Below are 26,036 nucleotides of genomic sequence, written 5' to 3' on the forward strand. Positions count from 1 at the left end.
TGGCCACTGCGAATTCAGGACGCTGCCGGCAGCTTGGCAAATTGCAGTGCATGTTCAATGAGCGTCTGCACTGCCCGGCTGCCCGGCGTGAGCGAATGCACCAGCGCAATGCCCACATGAAAGCCCGGAGGATTGTCCAGCAGTGGCAAACACTTCACGCCGCGCGGCTGAACGAGATGCGAGACGCCAGCGACCAGACCCACACCCAGGCCGGAAGCCACCAGGCTCATGATGGTCTGCACCTGCATGGCCTCCTGGGCGATGCGCGGGGTGAAGCCCGATTGCTGGCAGCGTAGCTTGGCCAGTGCGGCGAGGCTGGGTACCGTGTCCTGCGGATACATCACAAAAGGCTCATGCGCTGCCTCGGACAGGGCAATGGCGTCGCGCTGCGCCAGGGGACTGTTGTCCGAGACGGCCAGCACGAACTCGTCCTGATCCAGCGGCGTGAGCGCGATGCGCTCATCGAGTTCTAGCACGGGGTAGCGCAGCAGGCCGGCATCGAAGCGCCGGCTTGCCAGCCCTTCGAGGATTTCGGCGCTGGTCGCTTCGTAGAACTCCAGCCCGACCTTGGGGTAGCGCTCGCGAAACGAGGGAATCAGGCGCGGCAGCAGTTCGTAGGTGGCCGAACCGACAAAGCCCAGCCGTATCAGGCCGCCCACGCCTTCCCTGGTATCGCGCACAGCCTGGCGACATTGCTCGGCATGAAACAGGGTGGCGCGTGCGCTCTCCAGCATGGCCTTGCCGGCAGGCGTCAGCACGACTCCGGTACTGGTTCGATCGAACAAGGCGCTGCCCAGCTCCTCTTCCAGCTTGCGAATCGAGATGGACAGCGGCGGCTGGGCCATATGCAGTTGCTCAGCGGCACGGTGAAAGTTACCGGTTTCGGCCAGGGCAATGAACTGCTGCAGTTGCTTGAGATTCATTGATATTCAATCGATATCAAAAACGAAATTTTTAATATTAGACATTAATTTCACGCCTGCCTAAAGTGGGCTCACAAGAAAAAACACGGCAGCAATTCCGTATCAGGAGACAAACTTGAAACAAGCACGCAGATACCTGCTGGCGGCACTGCTGGGCTGCGGCCTGCTCGGCGCCGGCATGCCCTCTATGGCTCAGGCACCGGCTCAGGGCTTTCCTGCCAAGCCGATCAAGCTCATCGTGCCCTTCGGGCCGGGCAGCGGCACCGACACCTCGGCGCGCTATTTCGGGCGCAAGCTGCAGGAGCTCACGGGCCAGCCTGTGGTCGTCGAAAACAAGGCAGGAGCCAACGGCTTCATCGCCGTCAAGCAGGTGCTGTCGGCGCCCGCCGACGGCTATACCGTGTTCATCGGCAGCAATTCAACGCTGGCGGTCAATGCGGCGCTGTTCAGGCATCTGCCCTACGATCCCTTAACGGACTTTGCGCCGCTGACCATGATGATGCGCTCGCCGGCCATGCTGGCCGTCGCGCCCCAAGCGGCCTACTCCGACCTGAAGGGCCTGATCAGCCATGCCAGGGCCAACCCGGGGAAGGTGAATTTCGGGGCCGGCTCGGCAGGCTATCAGCTGATGGGCGAGCTGCTCAACGACGCTGCCAGGATCGAAACCGTGCATGTCCCGTTCAAGGGCGCAGGGGAGACCACCACGGCCGTCGCTTCAGGGACGGTGGACTACACCTTCGCAGAGGTCACGGCAGTCCAGGAGCTGGCCCGAGGAGGGCGTGTCAAGGTCCTGGCTGTGGCCTCCGACAAGCGCGTGAGCACCTCGCCCGAGATCCCCACGGCCACCGAGGCTGGATTGCCAGGTTTCGAGGCCTACACCTGGGTGGGGGCCATGGTGAGCGCCAGGACACCGGCTACAGAGACTGCCAGGCTCGCCGAGCTTTTCACCGCCATCTCGAAGATGGATGAAACCCGTGCCTTCTACGAGCGTCTGGGAGCCATTCCCATGACCGGCGGCCCGGCACAGATGCATGAATTCCAGAAGAACGAGATCGCGCTCTGGAAGCGCATCGTCGTCAAGGCCAAGGTTCCCCTGCAATGAAAGCCAATGACAGCCGGCCGGCACAGGCGCTGCAGCACATCAAGGTGCTTGATCTTTCAAGGGTTCTGGCAGGCCCGTGGGCGGCGCAGACCCTCGGGGATCTGGGAGCCGAGGTGATCAAGGTCGAAAGACCGGGCACGGGTGACGACACGCGTGCCTGGGGGCCGCCTTATGTGGCCGACCCCGAAGGCTTGCCGACGGGGGAGTCGGCCTACTATATGTGCACCAACCGTAACAAGCAGTCGATTTCCGTGGACTTCACCCGCGGCGAAGGCCAGGAGATCGTGCGTCAGCTGGCGGCCCGATGCGATGTGCTGATCGAGAACTTCAAGACTGGCGGTCTGGCGCAGTACGGGCTTGATTACGCGAGCCTCAGTGCCCTGAATCCGCGTCTGGTCTACTGCTCGGTCACAGGCTTCGGTCAGGACGGTCCCTATGCGCATCGTGCGGGCTATGACTTTCTGATTCAGGGCATGGGGGGGCTGATGAGTATTTCGGGCCACGCCGATGGCCAGCCCGGAGGCGGCCCCATGAAGGTTGGCGTGGCGCTGACCGACATCCTCACCGGGCTATATGCCAGCACGGCGATTCTGGCGGCCCTGCAGGCCCGCGAGCATACGGGGCGCGGCCAGCACATAGATCTGGCTTTGCTCGATGTCGGCGTGGCCTGCCTGGCCAACCAGAGCATGAACTATCTGTACGGGGATCAGGTGCCTCAGCGCATGGGCAACGCGCATCCGAACACGGTGCCCTACCAGGAGTTCCCGACCGAAGACGGCCACATGATCCTGGCCGTGGGCAATGACGGCCAGTTTGCCCGCTTCTGCCAGGCGGCAGGCAGGAGCGAATGGGCCGAGGACGAGCGCTTTCGGAGCAATGCGGCGCGGCTGGCCCATAGAGCCGAGCTCGTTGCGATGATCCGCCGCGTGACGCTCACGCGCAGCACCAGGGCCTGGGTGCAGTTGCTGGAGCAGCATGCCGTGCCTTGCGGCCCCATCAACACGGTGCGTGAGGTGTTCGAGGATCCGCAGGTCAGGGCTCGCGGCATGCAGATCGCCATGACACACCCCAAGGCAGGCCAGGTGCCGCTGGTCGCCAGCCCCATCCGCTTGTCGGACACACCGGTGATGTATCGCCATGCACCGCCTCAGCTGGGCCAGCACACACAAGAGCTGCTGGAGCGCCATCTGGGTCTGTCTGTTCAGCAAATGCAGGCCTATCGGGACAGTGGAGTATTGGGATGAACAGCCAGGAATCGTTGACGCACACGCGCATCGCGGGCCAGGACCAAGCCCTGGGGGCATTGTCAGGGGTGCGGGTACTGGACCTTTCCAGCGTGATTTTCGGCCCCATGGCCAGCCAGGTGCTGGCCGACTACGGTGCCGAGGTGATCAAGATCGAGCCGCCGCAGGGCGACTCCACGCGCCACACCGGCCCGGCGCTGGAGCCTGGCATGGCGGCCATGTTCATGGGCTCCAATCGCAGCAAGAAAAGTGTGGTGCTGAACCTCAAGCAAGAGCAGGCGCAGGCCGCGCTGCATGCGCTGTTGCAGGGCGCCGATGTGCTCATGCACAGCATGCGCCCGCAAAAGCTGGCCAGGCTCGGGCTCGATCCGGACAGTCTGCGCAAGCAATATCCGCGCCTCATCTATGTGGGCCTGCACGGTTTTGGCGAAGACGGCCCCTATGCCGGGCAGCCTGCATATGACGACGTGATCCAGGGCATGAGTGGCCTGGCCGATCTCATGCAGCGCCAGACGGGCGAGGCCCGCTATCTGCCCACGATTGCGGCCGACAAGACCTGCGCTCTGGTGGCCGCGCATGCGGTGCTGGCGGCGCTCTACCAGCGCGAGCGCAGGGGCGAGGGCAGCTATGTGGAAGTGCCCATGTACGAAACCATGGCGGGCTTCAACCTGGTGGAGCATTTCTACGGCATGCACTTCACACCCGCGCAGAGTGGCGCGGGCTATCCGCGCGTGATGGCGCCCTGGCGCAAGCCCTACAGGACGCTGGACGGCCATGTCTGCCTGATGCCTTACACCGATGCGCACTGGCGCCGTTTCTTTGCAGCCGTTGGCCAGCCCCAGCTGGCACAGGACCAGCGCTTTGCCACCCAGGCGATGCGCACCCGCCACATCGCCGAGCTGCTGGAGACGATGAGCGGCTACGTGGCGCAAAAGGACACCGCCTATTGGCTGGCCAACTGCGAACAGCTGGAGATTCCAGCCGCCCCGGTGACTCGCATGGACGATCTGCCCCATGACCCGCATTTGCAGGCCACCGGCTTTTTTGTCGAGAAGAAAGACGCGGCGATGGGGGTTGTGAAATTTCCGCGTTCGTCCGTGCGTATCAACGGTACCCAGCCACCGATAGGCATGCCCCCGCGCCTGGGTGAGCACACGCAGGCATTGCTGCGCGAGGCAGGCTGGGACGACGCGCGCATTGCGGCCTTGCAGTCGAAAGACTGCTGAACAAACAGCATGAAGCGGAGACAGAATGAGCGTGAGCAATTTGATTTCATCTACTGAAAACCGTGCCGCGGCGCTGGCAGACACGCCGCGCATGGGCCAGGGTTTTGTCTGGCAGGACCTGCGGGTAGGTCAGCAACTGCGCACCTTTCGCCGTACGGTGACCGAGACCGATCTGGTCAACTTCATCAACACCACGGGCATGCTCGAGGCGATCTTCATCGAGGACGGCTATGACGGCGGTGCCATTCAGGGCCGCCCGGTGCCGGGCGCACTCACCTACACCTTGATCGAAGGCTTCATCCTGCAAAGCATGATCCAGGGTACGGGCCTGGCCATGCTCGAGTTGCACCAGAAGATTCTGGCTCCTGTGGTGGTGGGCGACACCATTGAGGCGCTGCTCGAAGTGATCGACATCAAGCCAACGAGCAAAGGCGGTCGCGCAGTAGTGAGTTCGCGGATCGAGGTCTACAACCAGCGTCACCAGCAGGTGATGGTCTATACCGCCGTGCGCCTGCTGGCCGGCCGTGAAGCTTAGGTCCGCGCTGCCGCGGATGCCGTTGCACCGGTGCGCACTTTCCAGTGCGCCGAGATGAGAAAACTACAGGAGACACAAGATGAGTTATCGATTTTCACGTCGGTCCTCGCTGCTCGCCGTTGCCGCGCCGGCCGTTGTCGCGCTGGCCGTTTGTGGTGCGGCGCACGCGCAGGACAACTGGCCCAGCAAGCCGATCACGCTGATCGTCCCTTTCCCGCCCGGCGGTCCCACAGACATGGTGGCGCGGGTGCTGGCGCAGCAGGTAGGCCAGCAACTGGGGCAGTCGGTCATCGTGGACAACCGGCCTGGTGCCAACGGCAACATCGGCAATGCGCTGGTGGCCAAGGCGCCGGCCGACGGCTACACCGTGCTCTACAACACTTCCTCGATTGCACTCAGTTCGTCGCTCTACAAGAAGATGAGCTATGACGTGACCAGGGATCTGCGCCCCGTGGCCTTGACGGCGGTGGTGCCACTGGGGCTTGTCGTCAATCCCAAGGTGCCTGCCAACACCGTGCAGGAGCTCGTGAAGTACGCGCAGGAGCACAAAGGCAAGCTCTCCTACGGCTCGGCTGGCAACGGCAATGTCACGCACCTGGCGGCTTTTCAGGTGGTGCAGCACTACAGCTTGGATGCAAGTCATGTGCCTTACAAAGGCAGCGCCCCTGCCGACGTGGACCTGGTGGCTGGCCAGATAGATTTCATGACCGACACCATCAATTCGGTGGCGCCTTTCATCAAGGACGGCAGGCTCCGGCTGCTGGCCGTCAGCACGGCCGCACGGATTCCCAATTTCCCCAATGCGCCTACGCTGGCCGAAAGCGGCATGACCGGATTCGAGGCCGGAGCCTGGCAAGGCGTGATGGTGCCCGCCAAAACACCTGTTGCGGTCGTGGAACGCCTGAATGCCGAGCTGATGAAGGCGCTCAAGGATCCGGGAGTGCTGGAGAAGCTGCGCGTGCAGGGTGCGGAGCCGCTGGGGTCTACGCCCAAAGCGTATGGCGACTACATCCAGAGCGAAATCAAGCGCTGGGCAGGGGTTGTCAAAAGCACGGGCGTGTCCCTGGACTGAGAGAAAGCAAGACGATGACCATTCTCGATGGACTGAGCCTGACAGGCATCCCGCCGGAAGGCGAGGCACTGCGCGCCGAGGTGCGTGCTTTTCTGCAGGACGCGGTCAAAGACATTCCTGCGCATGTCCGTGCCAAATCCTGGAGCGGATATGACCCGGCACTCAGTCGCAAGCTGGGTGAAAAGGGCTGGATCGGCATGACCTTGCCCAAGGCTTATGGCGGAGGCGAGCGCAGCGCGTTCGCCCGCTATGTGCTGGTGGAAGAGTGTCTGAACTTCGGTGCGCCTGTGGGCTCGCACTGGATTGCCGACCGCCAGAGTGCGCCGCTGATCCTCAAATATGGTACGGAAGCACAAAAGCAGTTCTACATTCCCAGAGTCTGCCGGGGAGAGGTGTTTTTCTGTATCGGCATGAGCGAGCCCAATGCAGGCTCGGATCTGGCAAGTGTGAGGACTAGAGCGGTTCCCAACGAGCAGGGCTTCTTGCTCAATGGCCAGAAGATCTGGACCACCAACGCGCATCACTGCCAGTACATGATTGCTCTGGTGCGAACCTCCGGCAGTGCCGAGGACCGTCACAAGGGCTTGTCGCAAGTCATCGTGGACCTGACATTGCCCGGTGTGACGGTGCGTCCCATCCAGGATCTATCGGGTGACAGCCATTTCTGCGAGGTTTTTTTCGAGAATGTGCAGCTGTCGGCCGATGCGCTGATCGGTGCCGAAGGTCAGGGCTGGGAACAGGTTACCGCCGAACTCGCTTTCGAGCGCAGCGGCCCGGAGCGCCTTTTCTCCAGCATCGTGCTGTTCGATCAATGGCTGCAGTATGCACGCACGCCGCAGGGACGCACCGAGTCCGGCATGCGGCTTGCGGGCAAGGTGCTGACGCAACTGGCACCGCTGCGCGCGATGTCGGTATCCGTGCAGCAGAAGCTGACCCAGGGAGCAAGTCCTGTTGTGGAGGCCGCACTGGTCAAGGAGCTGGGCACGACACTGGAGCAGATGATTCCGGCAGCCATTGCCGAGGAGCTGTTTGCCCGACCGGTCGAGGATGTTCCGGTGGAGCTGCTGCTGACGCTCAAGTACGTCACTGAAGCTTCTCCTTCGTTTTCCTTGCGCGGTGGCACGCGTGACATTCTGCGCGGCATGATCGCCCGTGGACTGGGTTTGCGCTGATCGGAGGCAAGTTCATGAGCAATAACGATTTGTTTGCAGATGCCGCGCGCAAGGTGCTGGCAGACTGGTGCACCCCTCAGGTGATTCGCGAGATCGAGAGCGCCGGTAGCCGCTCGGTGGCCGTCGCCCGGCTATGGCAGCAGCTGGAGGAAACCGGCTTGGCCGATGCCTTGCTGGCCGAAGAAGAGGGCGGCGCCGGTCTGGGCTTGGGTGAGATATTTGGCGTGCTGGAGCAGTGCGGAGCCCATGCCCTGCCTCTGCCTCTGGGAGAGACCATGCTGGCGCGGGCCATGCTGGCGCAGGCGGATATGACCTGCCCGGCCGGCAGCATTGCGCTGGCGCAGGGGGCGATGCAGACAGATGGTGGTTTGCATTGCGCGCTGGTGCGAGGCGGGCAAGTCGCGGACTCGGTGCTGGTGCAAGTGCAAGAGGAAGCCGGGGTCTGGCATCTGCTGAGCGTGTCACAGGCTGGGCTTGCGCCACACGCTATGGCGCTGGACGCGTCGCTGACCTGGTCGCCAGAGCAGTTGCGGGCCGCCGGCGTCATCCGGCAAAGGCCGCAATTCGATGCCCGGAGCCTGCAGGCCGCCGTGGTGGCCGCGCAGATGGCGGGGGCCATGCGTGACGTGTTCCAGCGTAGCTTGCACTATGCGAACGAGCGTCAGCAGTTTGGGCGTGCTATCGGGAAGTTCCAGGCGATCCAGCATCAGCTGGCAGTCATGAGCGAGCATGTGTTTGCCGCCCGCATGGCGGCTCAGCTCGGTTGCAGTGGTGACGGCATCGCGGCTGACAGATTGCGTGTGGCCGTCGCCAAGGCACGCTGCAGCGAGGCGGCTTTGGTGGTCACGGAGCTTGCGCATGCGATTCATGGCGCGATTGGCTTCACCGAGGAATATGACCTGCAGCTGTTTACCCGCAGACTGCATGCATGGCGCCTGACGGCCGGCAGCGAAGCCTATTGGCAGGCATTGGCCGGACAGGCCCTGATGTCGCACGAGGGCATGACACTGGATCTGATCCGGCGGATCACCGATGTCGAGGCCCTGGCTTGAAGTTGCCCCACAACTATGGAGACCTGGAACATGGCATTTCTGAACATTGAACGCGATGGCGGTATCTTGACCGTCACCATGAATCAGCCCGAGACACGCAATGCGCTGACCGGCAATACGGCGGTGGCCGAATTCGTGCAGCTCTGCGCAGATGTGCGCCTGGACGCCAGCGTGAAGGTGCTGATCCTGACCGGCGCCGGCTCTATTTTCAGCTCCGGCGGCAATGTCAAGGACATGAGGCGCTATTTCGATGACGCACTCACTCCCGACATGATTCGCGAGGAATACCGCCAGGGCATTCAGCAAATTCCGAATGCCCTCTACCAGCTGGATGTTCCCGTGATCTGCGCCGTCAACGGCCCGGCTATCGGCGCGGGTCTGGATCTGAGCTGCATGTGCGATATCCGGATTGCGTCGGAGAATGCCACTTTTGCGGAGAGCTTTGTTCGCGTGGGCATTGTTCCTGGTGATGGCGGGGCCTGGTTGCTGCCGCGTGTGGTGGGGATGTCAAAGGCCAGCGAGATGGCTTTCACGGGAGAGGCGATCAGCGCGGGCCAGGCATTGGCCTGTGGTCTGGTGAGCCGGGTCGTGCCTCCGGATGAACTGCTGCCGACAGCCAGGGCATTGGCGCTCAAGATTGCTGCCAATCCGGGCGGGGTGATGCGCATGACAAAGCGTTTGCTGCGTGAGGGCCAGAACGCCACGCTGGCTTCGCTGCTGGAAATATCGGCCGGGTATCAGGCAATTGCCCATAAAACGGCCGATCATCGTGAAGCCGTGACGGCCTTTGTCGAGAAGCGGGCTCCCCGCTTCTCATGAGCCGGCGGGTTTGCTTAACCAGAGCAGGTAACAAAGACAGCAAGGGCGCATTTTGCGCCCTTGCTTGTTTTGGCGAAGGTAGCAGGGCCTTGCTTGCTGCGTTGATGTTTCGGGTCGGCCAATCCAGCGATGTAATCCCTTGATAATACTAATTACATTGTGTTGCGATTTGCGCTAAGCGAGTGATGCAGCAAGCGGCTTTGCCGGGTCGGCCCCATTTCATGTATCGGAGTGGCCGCTTTGCCGGCTATTTACTTTTCTATGGAATGGATGAAAGCGATGAGATTGACCAAGCTGAACATTGGTGCCCGACTGGGCCTGGGGTTCGCAGTGGTGTTGGCATTTGCCGTGGTGATCACGGTTATCGGCATCTGGCAGCTGCACTCGGTGGGCAAGGCCACGCAGCAGATGATGCAGGAGCCGCTGACCAAGGAGCGCCTGATCAGCGACTGGAACAGCAATGTCAGCGTGGCGGTGGCACGCACCACGGCCATCGCCAAGAGCAGCGACGCAAGTCTGGTGCAGTTTCTGGCGGCGGATGCGGCTGCCACTACCAAGAGCACAGCCAATGTGCTCAAGCAGATCGAGCCCCTGATCACCCAGCCTGCGGAGCGCGAGATCCTGGACAAGATCATGCTGGTGCGCAAAACCTATATTGCCAGCCGCGACAAGGTCAGTCAGCTCAAGGCCGACGGCATGGCCGAAGAGGCGGAGTCCACGCTGATCAACAGCTATGTGCCGGCCGCCCAGGGCTATCTGAAGCTGCTCGGCGAGCTGCTGAACCTGCAGCGCGCCAGCTTGGATGCCAAGGCGGCGGAGGTGGAGCAGATCGAGAGCAGCAGCAGGACGTACTTCCTGGTTCTGGCCTTGCTGGCTCTGGCCATCGGCTCTGTCAGCGCCTGGCGTCTAACGCAAGGCATCACCGCTCCGCTCAAGCATGCGGTCGGAGTGGCTCGCCGCGTGGCCGATGGTGATCTCACGGCTCAGATCCATGTGAGCAGCAGCGATGAAACCGGGCAGCTCATGCAGGCCTTGCACGATATGAATTCCAGCCTGGATAGGCTGGTGGGGCAGGTGCGTCAGGGCACGGACAGCATTGCCACAGCGTCGGGCCAGATTGCAGCGGGCAACCATGACCTGTCTGCGCGCACGGAAGAGCAGGCCAGTTCCTTGCAGCAGACCGCTGCCTCCATGGAGCAGCTCACTTCCACGGTCAAGCAAAATGCCGATAACGCCAGTCAGGCCAATCAGCTGGCGCTGTCGGCCTCCGATGTGGCTGTCAAGGGAGGCATGGTGGTGTCGCAAGTGGTGGAGACCATGGGCGCCATCAGCCAGTCTTCGCGCAAGATTTCCGACATCATCGGCGTGATCGACAGCATTGCTTTCCAGACCAACATCCTGGCGCTGAACGCGGCCGTGGAAGCGGCCCGTGCCGGCGAACAGGGCCGCGGTTTTGCCGTCGTGGCATCGGAGGTGCGCTCGCTGGCTGGCCGCAGCGCTGAAGCGGCCAAGGAAATCAAGCAGCTGATTCAGGCCTCGGTCACCAAGGTCGAGGAGGGCAGTGCGCAGGTCAGCCAGGCCGGTCAGACCATGGATGAAATCGTCAGCAGCGTGCAGCGCGTGACGGACATCATGGGTGAGATCACCGCCGCCAGCCATGAGCAGACCAGCGGCATCGAGCAGATCAACCGCGCGGTGGCCGAGATGGATCTGGTGACCCAGCAGAATGCCGCCCTTGTGGAAGAGTCCACCGCTGCTGCGCAATCCATGCAGCAGCAGACCAGCGACCTGTCGCAGATGGTCAGCATCTTCCGCCTCAAGAGCGCCTGATTCCGTGACGCTGCCGCAGTCCAGGCTGAAGGGCTTGCGGTTGCCGCTTTTGCTTTGCTGACCTCCGAGACATGAAATATGGTGTGAGGCACCTCCGCCATATTCCGTCCGAGCGGCTGCCTGCATTCTTTGCAGTGTGCCAGGACTCGATGCTGAGATCGGGCTGTGAGCTGCTTGCCCGTATTAGCGATTGCGTACTTGAGTCAGCAACTGCTTGCAGTCCACATCGTCGTCAGCGGCAGGCACGGTCAGCGGCACCAGTGCCAGTGCCGCTGGCGCAAAAACGGCAGCAGCCACTGCAGCGCCGGCACGGGCTGCCAGGGGGCCTGGCTCCAGGCCCACATCGGGCTTGGCAAAGCTGCCGCGCACATAAAGTGGCGTGCGCAATGAAAAGAACTTCCACTTCAGCGATTCGGGGACGATGCGCAGATTGAGCTGTTCCTGCGCCAGATTGATCTCGCCTGTGGCCTCGACAACGGCTTCTGTGGTGGCCAGCTTGGCCATGCGTGGGCGGGCAATGCCTTGTTGCACATTGAAGTCGGCCACGGCACAGCGCAGCTGAACTTCCTTGTCGCTGCCAAACAGCTTGGCGATGACAATGGAGCCTACGTTCAGCCCCGCGAGGTCCAGCAGTTGCGAGCTGAAAGTGCCGTCGCGTACAAACAGGCGTAGCGAGCCATTGCCCGTGCCCAGCCACTGTGCCAGTGACTCGCCCTGTCCGGTGAGCGCGACTGCGCCATCGAGCCGGCCCAGGCTTTTCTTCATCTTTTCAATCGTAGGAAACAGCGCGGAGAGCTTGAGCGACTGCACCTGTGCGTTGAGTTTGGCAGCAACGGGCTTGGCATGGCTGTCCACGGTGGCATCGATATTCAGCGTGCCTTCGGCGAGGCCGAACTTCAGTGGCGAGAGGGTGAGTCTGCCGTTGTCCAGCAGCGCATGCACGCTGAGGTCTTGCAGGGGCAGAGCTTCGGGCCGCAGGATATGGCTGCTTTCATAACGCAGGTCGAGATCCATCTTGTCCCAGTTCTCGGTCTGGAACCGAACCTGCGGCAGTACCTTGCCGTTGACGGGCTGGGGCTTGTCGGGGCTACCGGACGGGGCTGCGCCTATGACCGGCCCCAGATCCACCAGTCGCAGTTGTTTGGAGTGCAGCTGTGCCGTCAGCTTTGGCCGAGGCTGGGCGGAGCGGTATTGGAGATCGCCGCGCAAATCGCTCTGACCTAGCTTGCCCTGAAACTTTTCGTACTGCCAGACGGCCTTGCCCGGCGCTAGGCTGCCGATCAGACGGCCGCTGGTCTCGAACGACGGAGTGGCGGGCAGCAGCAGGCCGCTGAGCTCGAACAGGTCGGCCATGCTCTTGCCGCGTACCTGAACTTGAAAGTCCAGTCCGTCCAGTGTCTTGGGATTGTCGAGAATCCCCTCGGCAAACGCTTGTAGGCTGCCGGCCTTGGCCGATATGCGCAGCGGAAAGCGCAGCCTGTCCTGGCGTAGATCCAGTACCGGTCCCGCCAGACCCTGGGCCCGAATCTGCGTGCGGGTCTTGCCTTGATGCAGATAGCCAGCGAGGCCGAAGCGCACACCATAAGGTTGATCGGCGCTGACCGGTCTGCGCAGCGTGTCGATACGGGCGCGCACGGCCATGTTCTTGACGGCGTCGGACCAGCCCAGAACGCCGTCGCTGATGCGCAACTGGCCTATTTCAAAACTCCACTTCGGGCCGCTGCTTGAGGGCTTGTCAAATGTCCAGTTGTTCTCGCCCTTGTCGTTGCGGGCCAGCACCATATCCGGAGCCTGCAACAGCAAGGAGTCGAGTTGTACATGGCGCGCCAATAGTGGCCAAAGGCGCAGGCTGGCCGTGGCATTTGCTGCGGTGATCATGGTGCGAGCATCGCGTTCGGGCGGTTGCCGGCCGGCATCGGCTATGGCGTCGTCGTCATCTACGCTCGTCTTTTTCTCGTTCGCTACCTGGCCTTGCTCGGGCAGGCGACCGGTGTTGAGCTCCTTGGGCGTCGCAGGCAATACCGGCTGTTTGTCATCGGCTTTTTCAGGTGCCTGCCGAACCAGCCAGCCCTGGGGCTGCGAAAGTGTCAGATCGCTGGCATGCAGCACCACTCCGGGCACCCAGTGGCGCCAGCCGGTATCGAGGGGCTGTGGCCAGGTCCATTGCAGCTGCAGGTCACCATTGATGGCAAAGTCGCGGCCCGCGAAAGTGCTGACTTTTTCATTGACCCATGGCCTGAGCTTGTTCCAGTCCATGAAGGCAATCAGCAGTGCCGCAGCCAGAATCAAGGCCAGCAGCAGTGCCATAGCAATGGCCGCCCAGCGCAGCCAGTGGCGCATCAGGCGCTGATGTGCACGAGTGGAATCAGGGGCTGAAGTACTGGTGGTGTCGACCATGGCTGTTGCATCCTTTTTGCCACATGCTATTACGCATAGGTGAAATGCCTCGTCATCCAATTGCCTGATGCAGGTTTGCCCGCATGTGATCAGCTCAGACGCCGCGACCGATCCGGGATACGGTGTGGCAGTCTGAAGTCTGCTGGAGTCAAGAGTGCAAGCATCTGCAACAAAGGCTGCGGCGCTTCATGAAGTGCTGTGAAGTGCTGCGCCATTGCGCAAAGGCACCCTTGGCGTTGAGGCGGCTGTGCGTCTCCGATGCTTGCCGATCCTGTGCGGTCAAACGGCAAGATTGCCGATGGACCAGGAAACACCGGTATCGAAGTTCGCCTTCAACTCGTCCGCAGCATGTTCCAGCTCGGTCAGAAACATTTCCGTTGCGGCTGCCATCGCATAGCCGGTGCGCTGATAAGCGCAGCTGTGCAGCAGCGAACCTGCATCGTGCAACGCACGCCAGCTCAGACGCTCAGCGGCCATGTCTTCCGCCACATTGTCCGGCAGCATGAAGGCCAGTGCCTGGCCGCTTGCCACCAGGCGCCGGGCCATGGGGATGCTGCTGGTCTCCACCATCGGCTGGATCCGGCTCAGCGCACCGTCGCCCAGACGCTCGAGCATGCTGCGCAACTCCATGTCGGGAGTCATCATGATCAGCGGATAGGCCAGGCAGTCACGAAGACGCAGCAGTCGCGGACGCATTCGCAGAGGGTGATCCGGAGCCATCACCACGCCCAGGGGCTGTGCCCAGGAGCGCATCTCCTCGACACCGGCAGGAGGTGTTCGGCGCAGGCAGTAGGCCACATCGATCTCGCCCTGAGCCACATGGCGCAGCAGCTCTTCACCGATTCCGGCACGCACGCTGAAGGTGATATCGGGATAGCGTTGATGCATTGCCGCAATCACCTGAGGCACGAGGTATTCGGCCGTCGCGTGGGGAACACCCACGCTTACATGCCCATGTCGCAAGGCATTCAGATCTTCGACCTGGGCCAGGGCATTGTCGAAGTCTCGCTGACTGCGCCTGACTGCTGCCAGCACGATCTCGCCCGCCACCGTCAGCTGCATGCCTCTGGGCAACCGGTCGAACAGAGGCTGACCGACCTGCGCTTCGAGATTGAGGATCTGCTGGTTGACCGCTGCGGCGGTCAGGTGCAGCGTCGCCGAGGCCTTTCGCACCGAGCCTCGGCGCGCCACCTCGTCAAAGCATCGAAAGGCCTGTGAAATCGCTGGCATGGGCTGAGTGTAAAGTTTTTTCTGACATCTATTAAAAAACAATCAGCTATTCCTGACGCTCTTGAGCTTCTAGAGTGGCAGCCATCAATCCCTTCTGTCACAGAAAGAACCCCATGGCTACCACCGTTGACCAGGTCACTCAACGCCGACGCGGCACAGGCCTTATTGCTCATGACAGCGCTCTCAGCGCCGGCGGCTACACATTGATCGCCCCCCAGACGGCCGATGGACATGTCTACCTCATAGATATCCACGGTCAGGTGGCGCATGAATGGAAGCTGCCTGTACGCGCCGGTCGCCATGCGGTCATCCTGCCTAACGGCAATCTCGGCTACAACGGCAACCATCGTGAATCGCCTGATCTTTACGCACCCTGGTCCATGTGGCATGGCGGTGATTTCTACGAGGTCAGGCCCGACGGGGAGGTGGTCTGGCGCTATGAAGACCCGACACACCACCATGACGCACAGTGGTTGCCCAACGGTCATCTGCTCTATGCAGCCTGTGCCCCTGTTCCACAGGGCTTTGCCGAACGGGTGCCCGGCGGCACCTCCCTTGCTGCTGACGAGCTGATGTACGGCGATGTGATCCGGGAAGTGGACCGCACAGGTCGATTGGTCTGGGAATGGAAGGCCTGGGAGCATCTGGAGCCTGAGGACTTTTCCATTCACCCGGGTTTTGGCCGCTATCACTGGCCCCTGGTCAACGGCCTCGGGATGGCGGCCGATGGAACAGTGCTCATGAGTCTGCGCACGACCTCGGGAATCATTGGCGTGGACAAGTCCAGCGGCAGGGTGAAGCTGCATATCCCACCTTCGGTGGTCTCGCACCAGCATGCTCCGGTTGCGCTGGCAAACGGCTGTGTCCTGACCTTTGACAACGGCAACTTCCGCCAGGGAGCCCATGTGGCTTTCTCGCGTGTGCTGGAGATAGATCCTGTTTCCCACGAGATCGCATGGAGCTACCAGGACGAGATGGTCAACGCCTTCTACACCGCCTTCATGGGCAGCGCGCAACGTTTGTGGAACGGCAACACGCACATCACGGAGTCCGCCACCGGACGATTGTTTGAGGTGACGCCGCAGGGCGAGGTGGTCTGGGAATTCATCCTGCCCTGGTTTGGCGAGTACCCCGATGCCGCTGCGCGACGCACAGGCCCGGGGCGCGTGAACACGGTGTTCCAGACATGGCGCTACCAGGCAGAGCAACTGCCTTGGCTGTCCCGCTGAACCATTCCAATCCCAGCAGAAAGATCATCATGCAAATACGACGCAGACAGTTTGCAGCCTGGGCGCTGGGCGCCCCGCTGCTGCAGCAGCTATCACTGGCAAGCCAGGCTGCTGCCCAGCCCTGGCCTGCCCAGGCACTGACGGTGGTGGTTCCCTTCGCGCCCGGAGGCAGTGTGGATGTGGCCGCCAGGCTGGTGATGCCGCGTCTGGCTGAGCGCCTGGGTCAGCCCGTGATCATCGAGAACATGGTCGGAGCATCGGGGACCATTGCAACGCAGCGTGTTATCAAGGCCAGACCCGATGGCTATACCTTGCTCTTCGGTGTGGCCAGTTCGGTGCTGGTCGCGCCGCTGATCTCGCCGACAAAGTTTCGCTACGACGGTCTGCAGGAGTTGAAGCCCGTGGCACCCGTGGCCTCTTCGGTCTTTGTGCTTGTCGCACGCCCGGGACTTGCTGCAGGCAGTGCGGACGATCTCATTGAACTTGCGCGCCAGAAACCGGGGCGACTGACCCTGGGCACCGACGGCGTGGGCACCAGCCTGCACCTGACGGGGGAGCTCATTCAGCAAATGTCCGGTATAGATCTGGTACATGTTCCCTACAGATCTGGCCCGCAGGTGCTGACCGAGCTGGCAGGTGGTCAGATCGACCTTGCCGTGCTGCCTGTTGCGCTGGCTCAGCCGTTTGTTCTGGAGGGCAAGGTCAAGGCACTGGGCGTGACATCCCGCCAGCGCCTGAACACGCTGCCCCAGGCACCAAGTCTTTCGGAGACACCGGCTCTTCGCAATCTGGAGGTCGAGGCCTGGCAAGGCTTGCTGGCTCCCGCGCACACGGGTGCCCATATCGTGAAGCGTCTGGCCGATGAAATCGCGATCCTGCAAGCGGACCCCGAGATGGCCAGAAAACTGACGGAAGCAGGCTTCAAGCCCATGCGCATGGGGCATCCTCAGTTCCTGGCCTATCTGGAGCAGGAGAAAAGAGTTCTGGAGAGCACCATTCGCAAAGCCAATATCCGAACAGATTAGTCAGCACGAAGTCGCATCACGGTCTGACCAGGGCCCATGGGGCCACGAAAGCCAGGAGCCGGGCCAGCCACTAAAATCCCGCGCCATGCATAACTCCCACGATCCCAAGGTTCTGCCGGTGCGCGATGGCGTCAGCCCCAGCTGTGTGGTCTTGCCGTCTCAGGGCGGGGGCCTGCTGATCGACTTTCTGTGCGAACGTCTGCCTGTCGTCGAACGCGCAGACTGGCTGCGCCGCATGGCTGCCGGTCAAGTGGTCAGTGAAACCGGAGAGATGGCTGGCCCGGACGCTGCATTCATGCCGGGGCTGCGCTATTACTACTATCGCGAGCTGGAGGCCGAGCCAGAGATTCCGTTCGCGGCTGAAGTCATCCATCGCGATGCACATCTGCTCGTTGCGGACAAGCCGCACTTTCTGCCTGTGGTGCCAGCCGGCCACTATTTGCAGAACACGCTGCTGGTGCGGCTCAGGCGCGAGTTCGACCTGCCCGAGCTGTCGCCGATTCATCGTATCGACCGCGACACTGCGGGGCTAGTGGTGTTTTCGCTGCAGCGCGCCACACGTGGCATCTATCAGGGGCTGTTCAGGGACAGGGCGATTCACAAGGTCTACGAGGCCGTGGCGGCTTACCGCGCGGAGCTGAGCTTTCCGCGCGAGCACGCGAGCCGCATGGAGGAGAGTGGGCATTTCTTTCGCATGCATGAGGTCGCGGGCGAGCCCAATAGCCGCACCCGGATGGAAATCATCGAGCACAACAGCGCCTGGGCGCGCTACCGGCTCAGTCCGGTTTCGGGCAAGCGCCATCAGCTGCGTGTGCATATGGCGGCGCTGGGCCTGCCGCTCCGGGGCGATGCCTTCTATCCCGTGGTCAATGATCCGGAGCCGGGCGACTATTCCAGGCCCTTGCAACTGTTGGCTCGCAGCCTGGCCTTCGATGATCCCCTGACTGGACAACGGCGCGAGTTCACCAGCCGGCGCAGCCTGCAGGCGCTGCCGCGCGATTGAGCGCAGTCTTGCCCGACCCTTGCCAGGGCAGGGGAAACGCCGAGTTCAGCAATTTATCGGACAAAACTGTCCGATAATTGGCGCCATGTCCACCACCCGTCCTCCATCCGCCGAACGCCGCGCCCAGTTGTTGGACGCGGCTGATGCCGTGTTTGCCGAGCATGGCGTGACCGCACCCCTGGATCTCATCGTCGAGCGTGCCCAGGTGGGCCGTGCCACGCTGTATCGTCAGTTTCCGGACCGTCGCGCCATCATGCTGGCGCTGCTGGAGCGCTCGGTCGAGAAGACCCGCGCCGCCGCAGCCGCCTGGCATGACGACGACCAGGCCTTCTTCAAGCTGCTGGCTCTGGTGGGCGAGCGCATCGCCGTCTCAGCCACGCTGGTGGACTACTGGCGTACGGTGGACCAGAGCGATGCAGAAGTCATTCATGCGCGCCAGCAGATGTGGCTGGTGTTCGAAGAGCCCATGAAGCGTGCGGTGGCCAAGGGCCTGTGCAAGCAGGCCTTGAACGCCAAGGATCTGTCCCTGGTGTTCGGCATGCTGGGCGGCGCCCTGCGTGGCGAAACTCCTGCGCAACGCAAACAACTGGCGCGTCGCGCCCTGCAAATCATTCTGGACGGAATCAAGGCCTGAGGTTTATGAGTCAAGCTGCAGCACAAGCCACTGGGGCTCAAGCCAATCAAGAAGGCCCGAAACCTCCCAGCAACCAGGCTTCAGCTTCTCCAGCCATTCCTCAGGGGCCCGTCATCCTGCTGCGCCGCCCGCCGGACTGGGCCGAGCATGAAAAGCCCGCGCTGCCCGGCTCGCCGGCCATGCCCCATCACGAGCCCTGGATCCGCGTCTGCTATGGGCTGATTGCAGTCCTGGTGGGACTGACCGGCGGCCTGGGCAATGCCTTGTTCACCGCCAACCTGCCAACGATTCAGGGGCAGTTGGGGCTGACCTCGGTCGAGGCGGCCTGGCTGACGGGCGCCTACGTCATGTTCAATATGACGGCCAATCTGCTGGTCTACAAATTCCGCCAGCAGTTCGGCATGCGCCTGTTCACCGAGATCGGCCTGGGTTGCTACGCCGCGCTCAGCGTGCTGCATCTGCTGCTGGGCAGCTACGACAGCCTGATTCTGCTGCGTGCGGCCAGCGGCATGGCAGCGGCGACCTGCTCCTCGCTGAGCACGCTCTACATGCTGCAGTCGGCACCGCGCACCTATGTGCTCAAGATGCTGGTGATCGGCGTGGGCGTGGTCCAGCTGGCCACGCCGTTGGCCTGGATTCTGTCGCCGGGTCTGCTCTATAACAGCGAGTGGCACAACCTCTATCTGTTTGAAGCCGGTCTGGCGCTGATGTCCTTTGCTGCCGTGGTGCTGCTCAAGCTGCCATCGGGCCTGTACATCAGGACTTTCGAGAAGCTGGACTTCGTCACCTTCAGCCTGATGGTTCCGGGTCTGGGCCTGTTGATTGCGGTGCTGGTCCAGGGCTACTCGCGCTGGTGGTTCGATACGCCGGGGCTGGCCTGGATGCTGGTGGCAGCGATCGCGCTGCTCAGCGTCGCGCTTTACATCGAACACCATCGTGCCAACCCCATGTTCCACACGCGCTGGTTCGCACAGATGCCGACGATTCGTTTTGTGATCGGAGCCATCTTGCTGCGCTTTCTCACGGCCGAGCAGAGCTACGGCGTGGTTGGGTTGATGCGCACGCTGGGCATGACATCCGACCAGATGCAACCGCTATTCATGGTAATTTTGCTTGGAACGCTTATAGGTATTGCGCTATCTGCTATCACTTTTGGTGTTCCGAATATGGACAAGCAGATTGTGGTGGCGATTGCACTGTTTGCCGTGGCCGCGTTCCTCGATCACCACCGCAGCAGTGTGGACCGTCCTTCGGACTTTTTCTTCAGCCAGTTTCTGCTGGCGGTGGGCTCGGGTGTCTTCATGGGTCCGCTGATGCTGACCGGCATCATCCAGGGACTGAAGTTCGGCGCCAACCACATGCTCACCGCCGTGGTCACCATTTCCATGACCCAGGCCATGGGCGGTTTGCTGGGTTCGGCCTTGCTGAGCACTTACCAGACCTACCGCGAGCAGGTCTACTCCGTGGCCCTGGTGGCGCAGATAGACCCGACCGACCCCGTGGTGGCCGAGCGGCTCAAGATACAGGGCCAGATCTACGGCAGGGTGACGCCCGATCCCGCCATGCGCGCCAACCAGGGAGCGCTGCAGCTGTCGCAGATCGTGCGGCGTGAAGCCAATGTCAGGGCCTATAACGATGTGTTTGCGCTGACGGCCGCCATCGCCTTGCTGTATCTGCTCTGGAGCCTGGGAGCCTCGGCGCGCGTGCGCCAGGCTGCCGCCATGGTGCGCGCCATGACACGGCAAAGCGGCAACCAGGTGGCGGCAGCCGCCGGGACCGACGGTACGCCTCAGCGCGCACCTTCGGTGGCGCCGGTTGCAGAACCTGGGGCAGCGAGCGCTCATGAGCCCGATGTATCGCAGCGTGGCACGGTGGTGGTGCAGCCCACGGCCACCGATGCCTATGGCGATGTGGAAGAGGGCGCTCGGACCGAATCCGCCAGTCCGGCGCGGACCGTGGTGATCGAAGGTTCCGAGGCCAGGCGGCTTGCCGCCGCCGCGCAGGCGGCCGAGACCCGTGAGCAGGCCGTGCTGGCCAGCCGCGACCCTTTGCAGGACAACGCCCAGGCGCTCGAGCTCGAGGCCGAGCTGGAGCAGGAAATCGACAAGAACGCCCGCAGCAGCCCTGCGGCCGGTGATGGCGGTCGGGGTGGCTCCGGTCACCAGGCAAGGAACTCAAACCGATAACAGCAAGAGATTGAGCATGAGCGACAGTCAACAACCCCATTCCCCCGCCGCATCTGCGGCGACAGCAGCCCCTTCACCCGCTGCAGCATTGCCTCCCACGCCAAAGAAGATCAAGCCTTCTTTGCGCAGCGTGCTCATCATGCTGGTCGTGGCCCTGGCAGGCATGCTGCTCGTGTTGCGGGCCTGGAATCTGTGGCCTTTCAACAGCTCTGTGGTGACCACGGACAATGCCTATGTGCGCGGTGCCGTCACCGTGCTGGCACCGCAGGTCAATGGCTACGTGACCGAGGTGCTGGTCAGGGACTACGAGCAGGTCAAGGCCGGCCAGCCGCTGGTGCGCATCGATAGCCGCAGCTATGAAGCGGCCGTCGCCCAGGCGCAGGCGCAACTGGCCAATGCACAGGCGCAGCTGAGCAATTCCGAACAGACACAGGCCCAGAACCGTGCCACGCTGAGTGCCAGCCGCGCCGGTCTGGCTGCCGTGGAGGCAGAGGCCCAGCGCTCGCAGGCGGAGCTCAAGCGTGTGCAGGAGCTGGCCGAGCGAGGCTCCGTGTCTCTGAACGAACGCGACAAGGTGCGCGCCACCTCGCGCCTGGCAGCGACCAACGTGGCCAAGGCCCAGGCCGACATCGCGATCAACCAGGAAAAGATCAAGGCCACGACCGTGGGCCGTGACTCTCTCAAGGCCCAGGTGCAGATGGCCGAGGCGCTGCTGCGCCAGGCACAGATCAATCTGGACAACACGGTGGTTCATGCGCCCAGCGACGGGCAGGTCAGCGAGGTATCGGTACGCAAGGGCCAGTATGTGGCGGCCGGTACGCAGCTCATGTATGTGGTGCCGCCCACTTACTGGGTGGTGGCCAACTACAAGGAAACCCAGACCGCCCGGGTGCAGATCGGCCAGGCCGTGAGCTTCAGCGTGGACGCGCTGGGCGGCTTGCGCCTCAAGGGCCATGTGCTGGAGATTGCGCCAGCCACGGGTTCGGAGTTCAGCGTGCTCAAGGCCGACAACGCCACGGGTAATTTCACCAAAGTCGTCCAGCGTCTGCCCATCAAAATCGCCATCGACGAGGGCCAGGCCGATGCCGCGCGCCTGCGCCCCGGCATGTCGGTCATCGTGCGCCTCGATACTGCACAAAAAGTAGAGCATTCAGCGCAGACCTCTCAAGCGATTGAGATCGATTTTGCTCAAAAATCTCAAGCGCCCGCAGTTTCCGCATCCGAGCAGGCCAAGCCATGAAGAACGCCTTCCATACCGTGCGTGCCTTGCCACTGGCGCTTGCATTCCTGATGGCCGGCTGCAGCGTGCCCAGTTTGACCCGGGCTCCAGACAGCGCCCAGCCTGCAGTGCCTGTCAGCTGGAGCTCGGACCAGGCCGCAGGCGCTGCCGATGCTGTCCAGGCCGGCTGGTGGCAGGCCTTTGGCGATGCGCAACTGAGCCGCTGGGTGGAGCTGGCGCTCGAGCGCAACAACGATGTGCTCACCGCCGTGTCCCGGGTGGAGGAGGCGCGCGCGAATCTCGATGTGGCGGGCTCGGCGGCTGCGCCTCAGCTGTCGCTCAGCGCACCGGGCTCGGCCAACCGCAGCCTGAGCGCGCGAACCGGCCAGATGGTGCATGTGCGTTCGGCCCAGCCCGTGCTGCAAGCGAGCTGGGAGCTGGATCTCTGGGACCGCCTGGGCAGTCTGAGCCGGGCCGCCGATCAGCGTCTGCAGGCCAGCCAGGCGGATCGCGACGCGGTACGCCTGACGGTGGCCGCGACCGTGGCGCAGGCCTATATCGCTCTGCGCTCGCTGCAGGCCCAACTGGCCGTGGCCGAGAACACAGTGAAGTCGCGCGAGGATGCGGTGCGTCTGCTCACCGACCAGGTGCGTGTGGGCTATATCTCGCAGCTGCAGCAAAGCCAGGCGCTGGCCGAGCTGGAAAGCGTGCGGCAATCGGTGCAGCAGCTGTCGCTGGCGCTGCAACGCCAGCGCATAGCGCTGATGCAGCTGGTGGGCGGAAGCGGTGATGACCAGGCACAGGCCCTGGCACGTACCACATTGAGCGCCCATGCTGGGCTCGAGTCCATGAGCTTGCCTGCCATGCCTGCACCTGGCTTGCCGTCGAGCTTGCTGGAGCGCCGCCCCGATATTGCACGGGCCCAGCTGCTGCTGGCGGCCAGCGACAGCAATCTTGCGGCACAGCGTGCGGCCTTTTTGCCGCAGGTGAGCCTGAGCGCGAACTTCGGCAGCCTGTTCATCAACGCGCTGGATTACAACCCGGCCCGGGTCTGGTCGCTGGGCGGCAGCATTCTGGCGCCGCTGTTCAACGGCGGTCGCCTGCAGGGTCAGTTCGATGCGGCATCTGCCCAGCGCGATCAGGCCGCCTACGCCTATCGCGGTGTGGTCATCAAGGCCTTTGGCGATGTGGAAACAGCTCTGGTCAGCTCCCAGCAACTGCAAGCCCAGTGGGAGCACGCCAAGGAACGCGAAAAAGTGCTGGGTCGTACCCTGGGCTTTGCCAAGGATCGCTACGAGGCCGGCTACGCCAGCTATCTGGAGGAGCTGGACGCCCAGCGCAATCTGTTTGCCGTGCAGCAGGAAGTGCTGCGCCTGCGTCAGAGCCAGCTGGAAAACGCCGTGGCGCTGTACCAGGCGCTGGGTGGCGGCTGGCAGCTGGCGGATACGGCCGCCCCGCAACCTTGAGTTCAAGTCGAAAGCTCCTGAAAAGTGAGCATTTTCGCTTGTCTCCTATAGGCTCCAAGGAATATTGAAGTAATACCAAAGGCCGGCAGCAGCCAGGGCCAGCACCAGCGGCCATAGATACCGGCCTTGTCCTCTGGGGACTTCGCCCGGTGATGGCGCTCCGGGCTGAAAGCTGCTCGGGACGCTGGCCCGCACCGATTGTCGTTGCAGGATCTGCCAGTCCAGCGCAATCCCGTCCATGGCCGCATCGATATGGTCCTTGGCCTGGGCAAGACCCAGGCCCGTGGCATCGCGCAGCAGCTTGATGGCTTCGACCTTGTTGCCGCGTGCCATGGCGTCTTCCACCTCGGCCCTGGTCTCTGCAGGCACTGCGTTTGCGCCGGACAGCAACGCCTCTATGGCCTCTGCATGATCGCCGCTCACGGTGACGCTGGTGGTGGTCTTGCCATTGACGGTCGTGGTGGTGGTTTTGATGGAAGAGAAGGAACTGTTGGACGCGGCGTCGTCCCGATTCAGCTGGTCCAGCAGCAACGTGGCATCTTTCATGCCCAGTTTTTCCAGCTGCTCGCGCAACTGCTGTATCGCCTGCGTCTGCTCTGCAGCGCCATGCTGGACAAAGTCCGGCTCGTCGCTGGCTTCCAGCAGGTCCTTGGCCTCCTTCAGACCCAGCCCGCCTTGTTCGCGCAGTTGTTTGATGGCTTCGATCTTGTGACCGTTTTGCCAGTGCTTGAGGATCTCTTGTGGAATCTGTGTAGGCATGGGCTGCTCTTCAAAGTTGTGGCTGTTGAACCAGGCGTTAGCCGCAGTCCACTTGCAGATGGCTGAAGTCCCTGGCGTGCAGCTTGGCATCCTCGATAAAGGCCATGAGGCGTGCCCCGTCCTGCCAGCACCAGTGGAATTCCTCGTGCGACTGCAGCGTCAGCAGCGAGCGCCAGTGCGAGCTGCCAGGGTGTTCCTCGGCCTCGGGCGTGGGGTCGTAGCCAAGGCTGTCCCAGGAGGGGCGGCCCAGCAGATAGTCGCGAGGCAGTTCGCCGCTTTCCTCAAGCCCATGGAGCCAGTCCTGTAGCTCATCGAACTCCACTGGCCAGTCCTTGCATAGCTCCTCGTGGCGAGGAAGGTCGATGCCGTTCTCAAACTGCAGCGCACGGCTGTCCGTGACCCACTGGTGGGGAGCCTGGATTTCATGCATGCCGCTGATGTCCGGCCAGTAGAACGCCTTGAGATAGTCCTGGTCGCGCCAGAAGATGGCGTCGTCCTCGTCAAAGCCGTGGAACAGCGACAGCAGGCCGCTGGCCGGCAGCTCTGCGGGGCGACCGGGTCCGCCGGGGAGCTCGGCAAAGTTGATCTGTCCGACAAACAGGTAGTGGCCGTTCGGATGCTCGGGCCAGACAAAGCCCGCTGGCACCATGGGCTGGCCGCCAAAGCGGCTTTGCAAGGGCTCGCCCATGGTGGGGCCCAGGCGAATGGCGACGGCGGGCTGGGCCAGATTCAGGAAGTATGGCTTGTGCGCCTTCAGCAGTGGCGAGGCATCCAGGTGTTTTTCAAGCGTTGTGAAGTCCATGAAGCTTGGGGCAGTGAGTTTGCCGGTCATTCTGACCCAGACAGCGGCCGGGCCTTGCCAGAGACCGTCCGCCAGATGCAACAAAGCGTCTGTTCCCGGCCAGCCCAGGGGCGGCAAGTGTGCAGTCTCATAGCTGCATGCGAAGGTATTCGTCGGAGCGCAGGCGAAATCGGCTCAAAGCTTCCGAGGAACTGCTGCACGAAACCGAAACCGGCCTGTCCAGCTGATCGCTCCATGCCTTGTAGGTACGAAGTGCCATGGCATGCAGCTGCTCTATGTGCTGCGGCAGTCGGTCCAGGATCTGGGCCTCGCTTTGAGCGGCCGGGCCCCGGGCCTGCAGCAGCTCATCGTGGCCCTCGCCGCACCATTGACGCACGCTGTCAGCGGTCACTTCCAGATGGCCTTGAAACGCCCATTGCCGGCCGTGGACAAATCCCTTGTTCAGGCAATGCCGACCGTACATGGTGCGCCTGGCGGCCGTCGGAATGTCGAATGTGTCGTAATGCCAGTTGAAGATGGTGGCTTGCGCGGGCAGGTTCATCAGTTGCTGGGCGTTGGGGGTGATGCGGACTTCGCTCCAGCCTATGTTCGGGCAGGGATTGCGCCAGACGCCTGCGCCCATGGCGCGGGCCAGCATTTGCGCGCCAAAGCAGTGGCCCAGCACGGGGATGTCGTGCTGCAGGGCACTTTGCAGCAGGCAGCGCTCTTCATCAATCCAGAGCAACTGCTCGTTGGCGCAATGGTTGCTGCCCAGCACGATGATGCCGCGATAGTCGCGCGCATTGGCCGGGGCCGTGCCTTCGGCACAGGGATCTATCAGCACATGGGCAATCTCTTGCTGGCGCAGATGGTCGAGCAGGATGCCGGGGCCTTGCGACGCTTCGTGCTGGAGGATGGCGACGGGCTTCATGGGAGACGGGCTTGAAGGGCAAGCCGGTTGTTGCGAAGCCTTGAATCTAGAAAGGCAGGCCTCAAGCCCTGGTATGGATTGTGGCTGCTGCTATCAAGATTGCATAAAGAAAGACAGCTCGGCCCAGCGTCATCCAGCTTTCCAATTTCCGTCAGCGTGCCATACTGGGCTGCCGCCGCCCGGCTGCAGCGGCCTCTATCA

General features: G+C 62.6%; 22 protein-coding genes. 16 read left to right on the forward strand and 6 right to left on the reverse strand.

From position 1 onward, the window contains the following. Nucleotides 1–14 precede the first annotated feature (14 nt). A complete protein-coding gene (locus AAIL66_RS04740) occupies nt 15–923 on the reverse strand; it encodes a LysR substrate-binding domain-containing protein (protein WP_004340705.1) in 909 nt (302 codons plus the stop codon). A 115-nt stretch (nt 924–1,038) separates the two neighbouring features. On the opposite strand from AAIL66_RS04740, the gene AAIL66_RS04745 reads away from it, so the two are divergent. The 9 genes from AAIL66_RS04745 to AAIL66_RS04785 all read left to right on the forward strand — a co-directional run bounded on the left by AAIL66_RS04745 (nt 1,039) and on the right by AAIL66_RS04785 (nt 10,975). Continuing rightward, nucleotides 1,039–2,025: a tripartite tricarboxylate transporter substrate binding protein gene (locus AAIL66_RS04745; RefSeq protein WP_343496123.1), complete on the forward strand. Its 987-nt coding sequence runs from the start codon at nt 1,039–1,041 to the stop codon at nt 2,023–2,025. Further along, entirely contained in the window at nt 2,022–3,269 is a 1,248-nt protein-coding gene (locus tag AAIL66_RS04750) for a CaiB/BaiF CoA-transferase family protein (protein ID WP_343496124.1), read from the forward strand. Before AAIL66_RS04745 ends, AAIL66_RS04750 begins: the two co-directional genes overlap by 4 nt. After that, complete coding sequence (locus AAIL66_RS04755) at nt 3,266–4,495, forward strand: CoA transferase (protein ID WP_343496125.1); 1,230 nt, start codon at nt 3,266–3,268, stop codon at nt 4,493–4,495. Before AAIL66_RS04750 ends, AAIL66_RS04755 begins: the two co-directional genes overlap by 4 nt. A 25-nt stretch (nt 4,496–4,520) precedes the next feature. Continuing rightward, nucleotides 4,521–5,030: a MaoC family dehydratase gene (locus tag AAIL66_RS04760; protein WP_343496126.1), complete on the forward strand. Its 510-nt coding sequence runs from the start codon at nt 4,521–4,523 to the stop codon at nt 5,028–5,030. 79 nt (nt 5,031–5,109) lie between these two features. Beyond that, nucleotides 5,110–6,102 (forward strand): tripartite tricarboxylate transporter substrate binding protein, encoded by a 993-nt coding sequence (locus AAIL66_RS04765; protein WP_343496127.1) that lies wholly within the window; start codon nt 5,110–5,112, stop codon nt 6,100–6,102. A 14-nt stretch (nt 6,103–6,116) separates the two neighbouring features. Beyond that, nucleotides 6,117–7,274, forward strand: coding sequence for an acyl-CoA dehydrogenase family protein (locus AAIL66_RS04770; protein WP_034352480.1), 1,158 nt, complete (start codon nt 6,117–6,119; stop codon nt 7,272–7,274). A gap of 14 nt (nt 7,275–7,288) precedes the next feature. Further along, on the forward strand, nt 7,289–8,326 hold the full coding sequence (locus AAIL66_RS04775; RefSeq protein ID WP_343496128.1) for an acyl-CoA dehydrogenase family protein: 1,038 nt from the start codon (nt 7,289–7,291) through the stop codon (nt 8,324–8,326). 30 nt (nt 8,327–8,356) lie between these two features. Further along, nucleotides 8,357–9,145, forward strand: coding sequence for a crotonase/enoyl-CoA hydratase family protein (locus AAIL66_RS04780; RefSeq protein ID WP_045839138.1), 789 nt, complete (start codon nt 8,357–8,359; stop codon nt 9,143–9,145). Nucleotides 9,146–9,424: 279 nt separating this feature from the next. Further along, nucleotides 9,425–10,975: a methyl-accepting chemotaxis protein gene (locus tag AAIL66_RS04785; RefSeq protein WP_045839137.1), complete on the forward strand. Its 1,551-nt coding sequence runs from the start codon at nt 9,425–9,427 to the stop codon at nt 10,973–10,975. Nucleotides 10,976–11,158: 183 nt separating this feature from the next. Here the strand turns inward: AAIL66_RS04785 and AAIL66_RS04790 are convergent, their stop codons facing one another. Both AAIL66_RS04790 and AAIL66_RS04795 read right to left on the reverse strand, forming a co-directional pair. Further along, complete coding sequence (locus AAIL66_RS04790) at nt 11,159–13,372, reverse strand: AsmA family protein (protein WP_343496129.1); 2,214 nt, start codon at nt 13,370–13,372, stop codon at nt 11,159–11,161. A gap of 279 nt (nt 13,373–13,651) precedes the next feature. Then, nucleotides 13,652–14,602, reverse strand: a complete 951-nt coding sequence (locus AAIL66_RS04795) for a LysR family transcriptional regulator (RefSeq protein WP_045838923.1) — start codon at nt 14,600–14,602, stop codon at nt 13,652–13,654. 113 nt (nt 14,603–14,715) lie between these two features. Here AAIL66_RS04795 and AAIL66_RS04800 point away from each other — a divergent pair, with 113 nt between their 5' ends. The 7 genes from AAIL66_RS04800 (at nt 14,716) to AAIL66_RS04830 (ending at nt 23,364) form a co-directional block, all read left to right on the forward strand. Beyond that, a complete protein-coding gene (locus AAIL66_RS04800; protein WP_343496130.1) occupies nt 14,716–15,831 on the forward strand; it encodes an aryl-sulfate sulfotransferase in 1,116 nt (371 codons plus the stop codon). 29 nt (nt 15,832–15,860) lie between these two features. Further along, a complete protein-coding gene (locus AAIL66_RS04805; protein WP_343496131.1) occupies nt 15,861–16,856 on the forward strand; it encodes a tripartite tricarboxylate transporter substrate binding protein in 996 nt (331 codons plus the stop codon). Nucleotides 16,857–16,941: 85 nt separating this feature from the next. Beyond that, entirely contained in the window at nt 16,942–17,859 is a 918-nt protein-coding gene (locus AAIL66_RS04810; RefSeq protein WP_343496132.1) for an RluA family pseudouridine synthase, read from the forward strand. Between the two features lie 85 nt (nt 17,860–17,944). Next, nucleotides 17,945–18,493, forward strand: coding sequence for a TetR/AcrR family transcriptional regulator (locus AAIL66_RS04815; RefSeq protein ID WP_034352504.1), 549 nt, complete (start codon nt 17,945–17,947; stop codon nt 18,491–18,493). A gap of 5 nt (nt 18,494–18,498) precedes the next feature. After that, on the forward strand, nt 18,499–20,679 hold the full coding sequence (locus AAIL66_RS04820; protein ID WP_343496133.1) for an MFS transporter: 2,181 nt from the start codon (nt 18,499–18,501) through the stop codon (nt 20,677–20,679). A 16-nt stretch (nt 20,680–20,695) separates the two neighbouring features. Beyond that, the gene (locus tag AAIL66_RS04825) at nt 20,696–21,919 is read left to right on the forward strand and encodes an HlyD family secretion protein (RefSeq protein WP_034384050.1); all 1,224 of its coding nucleotides are present in this window, start codon (nt 20,696–20,698) and stop codon (nt 21,917–21,919) included. Next, entirely contained in the window at nt 21,916–23,364 is a 1,449-nt protein-coding gene (locus AAIL66_RS04830) for an efflux transporter outer membrane subunit (protein WP_343496134.1), read from the forward strand. Before AAIL66_RS04825 ends, AAIL66_RS04830 begins: the two co-directional genes overlap by 4 nt. 45 nt (nt 23,365–23,409) lie before the next feature. On the opposite strand, the gene AAIL66_RS04835 is transcribed toward AAIL66_RS04830, so the two are convergent. The 3 genes from AAIL66_RS04835 to AAIL66_RS04845 all read right to left on the reverse strand — a co-directional run bounded on the left by AAIL66_RS04835 (nt 23,410) and on the right by AAIL66_RS04845 (nt 25,835). Continuing rightward, a complete protein-coding gene (locus AAIL66_RS04835; protein WP_343496135.1) occupies nt 23,410–24,123 on the reverse strand; it encodes a ribosomal protein L7/L12 in 714 nt (237 codons plus the stop codon). Between the two features lie 37 nt (nt 24,124–24,160). Continuing rightward, nucleotides 24,161–24,925 (reverse strand): YwqG family protein, encoded by a 765-nt coding sequence (locus AAIL66_RS04840; RefSeq protein WP_343496136.1) that lies wholly within the window; start codon nt 24,923–24,925, stop codon nt 24,161–24,163. 127 nt (nt 24,926–25,052) lie between these two features. Then, nucleotides 25,053–25,835 carry a type 1 glutamine amidotransferase gene (locus tag AAIL66_RS04845; RefSeq protein ID WP_343496137.1) on the reverse strand — a complete coding sequence of 261 codons (783 nt, stop codon included), beginning with the start codon at nt 25,833–25,835 and terminating at the stop codon, nt 25,053–25,055. Nucleotides 25,836–26,036: the final 201 nt, after the last annotated feature.

The organism is Comamonas sp. F1-6, from assembly GCF_039581415.1.
Taxonomy (GTDB): domain Bacteria; phylum Pseudomonadota; class Gammaproteobacteria; order Burkholderiales; family Burkholderiaceae_C; genus Comamonas; species Comamonas thiooxydans.

Bases quoted from the DNA above. Each gene is read 5' to 3' on its own strand.
- AAIL66_RS04740 (WP_004340705.1), bottom strand. From the start codon at position 923: ATGAATCTCAAGCAACTGCAGCAGTTCATTGCCCTGGCCGAAACCGGT.
- AAIL66_RS04750 (WP_343496124.1), top strand. From the start codon at position 2,022: ATGAAAGCCAATGACAGCCGGCCGGCACAGGCGCTGCAGCACATCAAG.
- AAIL66_RS04755 (WP_343496125.1), top strand. From the start codon at position 3,266: ATGAACAGCCAGGAATCGTTGACGCACACGCGCATCGCGGGCCAGGAC.
- AAIL66_RS04760 (WP_343496126.1), top strand. From the start codon at position 4,521: ATGAGCGTGAGCAATTTGATTTCATCTACTGAAAACCGTGCCGCGGCG.
- AAIL66_RS04765 (WP_343496127.1), top strand. From the start codon at position 5,110: ATGAGTTATCGATTTTCACGTCGGTCCTCGCTGCTCGCCGTTGCCGCG.
- AAIL66_RS04770 (WP_034352480.1), top strand. From the start codon at position 6,117: ATGACCATTCTCGATGGACTGAGCCTGACAGGCATCCCGCCGGAAGGC.
- AAIL66_RS04775 (WP_343496128.1), top strand. From the start codon at position 7,289: ATGAGCAATAACGATTTGTTTGCAGATGCCGCGCGCAAGGTGCTGGCA.
- AAIL66_RS04780 (WP_045839138.1), top strand. From the start codon at position 8,357: ATGGCATTTCTGAACATTGAACGCGATGGCGGTATCTTGACCGTCACC.
- AAIL66_RS04785 (WP_045839137.1), top strand. From the start codon at position 9,425: ATGAGATTGACCAAGCTGAACATTGGTGCCCGACTGGGCCTGGGGTTC.
- AAIL66_RS04790 (WP_343496129.1), bottom strand. From the start codon at position 13,372: ATGGTCGACACCACCAGTACTTCAGCCCCTGATTCCACTCGTGCACAT.
- AAIL66_RS04795 (WP_045838923.1), bottom strand. From the start codon at position 14,602: ATGCCAGCGATTTCACAGGCCTTTCGATGCTTTGACGAGGTGGCGCGC.
- AAIL66_RS04800 (WP_343496130.1), top strand. From the start codon at position 14,716: ATGGCTACCACCGTTGACCAGGTCACTCAACGCCGACGCGGCACAGGC.
- AAIL66_RS04805 (WP_343496131.1), top strand. From the start codon at position 15,861: ATGCAAATACGACGCAGACAGTTTGCAGCCTGGGCGCTGGGCGCCCCG.
- AAIL66_RS04810 (WP_343496132.1), top strand. From the start codon at position 16,942: ATGCATAACTCCCACGATCCCAAGGTTCTGCCGGTGCGCGATGGCGTC.
- AAIL66_RS04815 (WP_034352504.1), top strand. From the start codon at position 17,945: ATGTCCACCACCCGTCCTCCATCCGCCGAACGCCGCGCCCAGTTGTTG.
- AAIL66_RS04820 (WP_343496133.1), top strand. From the start codon at position 18,499: ATGAGTCAAGCTGCAGCACAAGCCACTGGGGCTCAAGCCAATCAAGAA.
- AAIL66_RS04825 (WP_034384050.1), top strand. From the start codon at position 20,696: ATGAGCGACAGTCAACAACCCCATTCCCCCGCCGCATCTGCGGCGACA.
- AAIL66_RS04830 (WP_343496134.1), top strand. From the start codon at position 21,916: ATGAAGAACGCCTTCCATACCGTGCGTGCCTTGCCACTGGCGCTTGCA.
- AAIL66_RS04835 (WP_343496135.1), bottom strand. From the start codon at position 24,123: ATGCCTACACAGATTCCACAAGAGATCCTCAAGCACTGGCAAAACGGT.
- AAIL66_RS04840 (WP_343496136.1), bottom strand. From the start codon at position 24,925: ATGGACTTCACAACGCTTGAAAAACACCTGGATGCCTCGCCACTGCTG.
- AAIL66_RS04845 (WP_343496137.1), bottom strand. From the start codon at position 25,835: ATGAAGCCCGTCGCCATCCTCCAGCACGAAGCGTCGCAAGGCCCCGGC.